Annotated in this window: 1 protein-coding gene; it reads right to left on the bottom strand. The window is 70.6% G+C overall.

Annotated elements, in window-relative coordinates; all coding sequences use genetic code 11:
• The coding region (locus tag ACGFWI_RS38760) for an SDR family NAD(P)-dependent oxidoreductase (protein ID WP_393910767.1) at window positions 1-4,489 on the bottom strand (4,489 nt) is incomplete at both ends.

Raw genomic sequence — 4,489 nt, 5'->3', positions numbered from 1 at the left:
CCTCCGGACGGGCCGCCACGAAGTCCGCCAGTCGACCCGCCTGCGCGGCCAGCGCCGCACCGGACCGCGCCGACACTACCCACGCCACCGGACCCACAGACTCCAGCCCCAACTCCGAGGCCGGCTCCAACTCGTCCAGGGCAGCCGCTTCCTCTGCGGGCTGCTCAAGAATGACGTGCACATTGGTGCCGCTGATCCCGAAACCCGACACACCAACCCGCCGCGGACCAGAACCCGCAGGCCACTCCCGAGGCGCCGTCAGCAGCTCCACCGCCCCGGCCGACCAGTCCACATGCGACGACGGAGCATCCACGTGCAGCGTCTGGGGCAGCATCCCGTGCCGCATCGCCTGCACCATCTTGATCACACCAGCCACACCGGCAGCCGCCTGCGTGTGACCGATATTCGACTTCACCGACCCCAGCAGCAACGGCCGGCCCTCCGGCCGGTCCTGACCATAGGTCGCCAGCAGCGCCTGCGCCTCGATCGGGTCACCCAGCGCCGTACCGGTGCCATGCGCCTCCACCACATCAACATCGCCCGGCTGCAACCCCGCACTCGCCAACGCAGCCCGGATCACCCGCTGCTGCGACGGACCATTCGGCGCCGACAGACCATTACTCGCCCCGTCCTGGTTGACCGCACTACCCGCCACGACCGCCAACACCCGGTGCCCACGAGCACGCGCATCCGACAACCGCTCCAGAACCAGGACACCGACACCCTCACCCCACCCGGTGCCATCGGCGGCATCCGCGAACGGCTTGCACCGGCCATCGCCAGCCAACCCCCGCTGCCGCGCGAACTCCGTGAACGTCCCAGGCGAAGCCATCACCATGACGCCACCGGTCAGCGCGATCCCGCACTCCCCGGACCGCAGCGCCTGCGCCGCAAGGTGAATCGCCGTCAGCGAAGACGAACACGCCGTGTCCACCGACACCGCAGGACCCTGCAACCCCAGCGAGTACGCCACCCGACCCGACGCCACACTCGCAGCGGTCCCGGTTATTCCATAGCCGCTCGCGCTGTCCTGCTCACCGACCCGGTACTCCGACGTGATGATGCCGGCGTAGACGCCGGTGTCGGTGCCACGCAGCGAACCCGGGGTGATGCCAGCGTCCTCCAGCGCCTCCCAGCACGTCTCCAGCAACAACCGCTGCTGGGGATCCATCCCCAACGCCTCACGCGGACTGATCCCGAAGAACTCCGCATCGAAATCACCGGCACCGTCCAGGAAGCCGCCCACCCTGGCATAAGTCGGGCCCGCATCACCGGACTCGGACAGGCCCGGCGTCTCCCAGCCGCGGTTCACCGGGAAGCCGGTCATCGCGTCGGTCCCCGCGGCGATCAACTGCCAGAAGCCCTCCGGGTCCTCGACCCCGCCCGGGAACCGGCAACCCATACCGACAATCGCCACCGGCTCGTCCATGCCGACACGGACCGCGGGTACGGCGGCCACGCCGTCGGTCCCACATGCCTCTGTGACCAGATACCGAGCGAGTTCCAGCGGGACGGGGTAGTCGAAGACCAGAGTCGCGGGAAGGGTGAGGCTCGTCTCGGCTGCGAGTCGGTTGCGCAGCTCCAGCGCGGTCAGGGAGTCGATGCCCATCTCGCGGAAGGCCCGCTGGGAATCGATGTCCCCAGGGCTGGCGTGGCCCAGAATGGCTGCGGTGCCGGCCCGGACGATCTGCAGAACCTCCTGCTCACGATCGGCAGGACTGAGCGCGGCCAACTGGGCCGCGAGGCCACCCACGACCGCAGCCACAGCCGCGGACCGGCGCACGGAGCCACCACCGGCAACCAGACCGCGCAACAGCGGAGGCACCGACCCCCCAGCACGCGACAACGCGGCCAAGTCCAGTCGGGCCGGGACCGCCAACGGCGCACCCAACGCGGCAGCGGCCTCGAACAGCGCCAGGCCCTGCTCCGTCGCCATCGGCTGAACACCACCGCGCCGCAGACGCGACAGGTCAGCGCCATCCAGATGCCCGGTCATCCCCGAGGCCTGGGTCCACAGGCCCCAGGCCAGCGACTGACCGGCCAGGTGCCGGTCGCGGCGGTAGGCAGCCAGCACGTCCAGGAACGCGTTGGCCGCGGCGTAACTCCCCTGCCCCGGGCTCCCCAGGGCGGCCATGGCCGAGGAGTACAGGACGAAGCCGGCCAGGCCCGCGCCCTCGGTCAACTCGTGCAGGTTCCACGCCGCATCAGCCTTCGCCGACAGCACCGTCGCCATCCGCTCAGGCGTCAGCGACTCCACCGTGGCGTCGTCGATCACACCAGCGGCATGCACCACCGCCGTCAACGGCCGCTCAGCCCCGATCCTCGCCAACACCGACGCCAAGGCGTCGCGGTTGGCGGCGTCGCCGGCCTGCACCCGCACGCCCGCACCCGACTGCGCCAACTCCGCGACCAGACGGGCAACCCCCGGCGCCGCCGGGCCCCGCCGGGACAGCAACACCAGGTGCCGTATGCCACGGACGTCCACCAGGTGCCCGGCCAACTCCCCACCCAGCGTCCCTGTCCCACCCGTGACCAGGACGGTGCCCTGCGGGTCCCACTCGGCGTGGATGTTCAGCACGACCTTGCCCAGGTGCCGGGCGGCCTGCAGATGCCGCAGCGCCGCCACAGCCTGCGACAGCTCGAAACACGTCACCGGCGGCGGAACCAGCGTCCCCGCATCGAACATCGCCCCCAGCTCGGCCAGCATCTCCCCGACCCGTGGCACACCGGCATCCATCAGGTCGAACGCGCGGTAGACCACTCCCGGATAGGTCTGGGCCACCTGCTCGGAGTCGCGGATATCGGTCTTGCCCATCTCGACGAACCGGCCACCGCGCGGCAGCAGCCGCAGCGACGCATCCGTGAACTCCCCGGCCAGGGCGTTGACGACCACGTCCATACCCTCGCCACCGGTCACGTCCAAGAACTGCTCGCAGAAGGCCAGATCACGGGTCGAGGCGATGTGGCTCTCGTCCACACCCATCGCCCGCAAGGCCGGCTGCTTGGCCGGGCTGGCGGTCGCGAAGACCTCCAAGCCCCATTCCTTTGCCAACTGCACCGCAGCCGTGCCAACTCCACCGGTTCCGGCGTGGATGAGCACCCGCTGGCCGGGACGGGCCTGGGCCAGATCCCGCAACGCGTAGAACGCCGTCAGAAATGTCACCGGCACCGCTGCGGCCTGCTGGAAGGACCAACCTTGCGGGATGGCGGCCACCAAGCGGCTGTCGACAACCCCGACCGGCCCCCAACCGGGTACCAGACCCATCACCGACTGGCCCACAACCAGGCCGTCCACCCCGGGACCGGTCTCCAGCACGACCCCGGCACCCTCCATGCCCAGGACTCGGCCGTCGGAGACCATCCCCAGCCCGGCGACGACGTCGCGGAAGTTCACGCCCGCCGCACGCAGACCAACCCGGACCTGGCCCACCGACAACTCGACGTCAGCCTCGGGAGCATCGATCACGGCAGTACTGCTCAGGTCACCCGGCTGGGTCACTTCAACCCGCCACCCCGAACCACCGGGAAGCACCAACTCACCGGACGCACCGGCCCGGACCAGCCGACGCCCGAACACCGCGATTCCCCCGCCGTCAGTAGCGGGACGAATGCGGACCTCAGGCTCATCGGCATCCAGCGCCAACGCCAGAGCGGTGTCCACGTCGGCGTCGCGACTAGGGTCCAAGTCGGCTGACGGGTCGACATCGACCAGCAGCAGACGCCCCGGGTGCTCCGACTGCGCGGAGCGGATCAGGCCCGTCACTGCCCCACCGGCCAGGTCCTGCCCGGCGGCCGCGCCCTGGGTCCAGATCACCAACCGCGCACCGTCGGTCTCGGGGTCGGCGAGCCACTGCTGCACCCAACCCAGCACCGTCGCGGCGGCCAGCTGAGCCGCCTGCGGCGCCGAAGTCCCAGACGGAGCGGCCGGAACCGCAGCAACAACCACCGGGGCCACCTCGGACCCGACCGACTCACCGTGCCGCGCCCACTGCACGACGGCATCAGAGGCCTGAGGCGCCGGCAGCGGGACCCAGTCCACGGTGAACAGCGACTGCCGCACCTGCCGACCAGACCCGGCGAACTGACCAGCCGACGCCTCACGCAACGCCAACGACCGCGCCTGCAACACCGGCTGACCAACACCGTCAAACGCCGTCACCGAGACCCCACCCGGCCCGGAAGCGAACGCCACTCGCAGGTGGCGGGCGCCGCTCGCCAGCAGTTGCACCCCCGACCACGCGAACGGCAGCTCCGTCCCGCTACTGCCGTCGCTGGTGCCGACGGCCAGAAGACCGTGCAGAGCGGCGTCGAGCAGGGCAGGGTGCAGGCCGAACTCGGCCGCGTCGGAATCAATGACCTGGGGCAGCTCCACCTCGGCGTAGACGGTGTCCCCAGCACGCCACACCTGACGCAGCCCCCGGAACGCCGGCCCGTACCCATAGCCGCGCTGGGCAAGCCTCTCGTAGGCGTCGTCAACCGGGACCGACTC

This window comes from Streptomyces sp. NPDC048434 (assembly GCF_043200375.1).
GTDB lineage: Bacteria > Actinomycetota > Actinomycetes > Streptomycetales > Streptomycetaceae > Streptomyces.
This window is presented reverse-complemented; position numbering and strand designations above follow the sequence as displayed.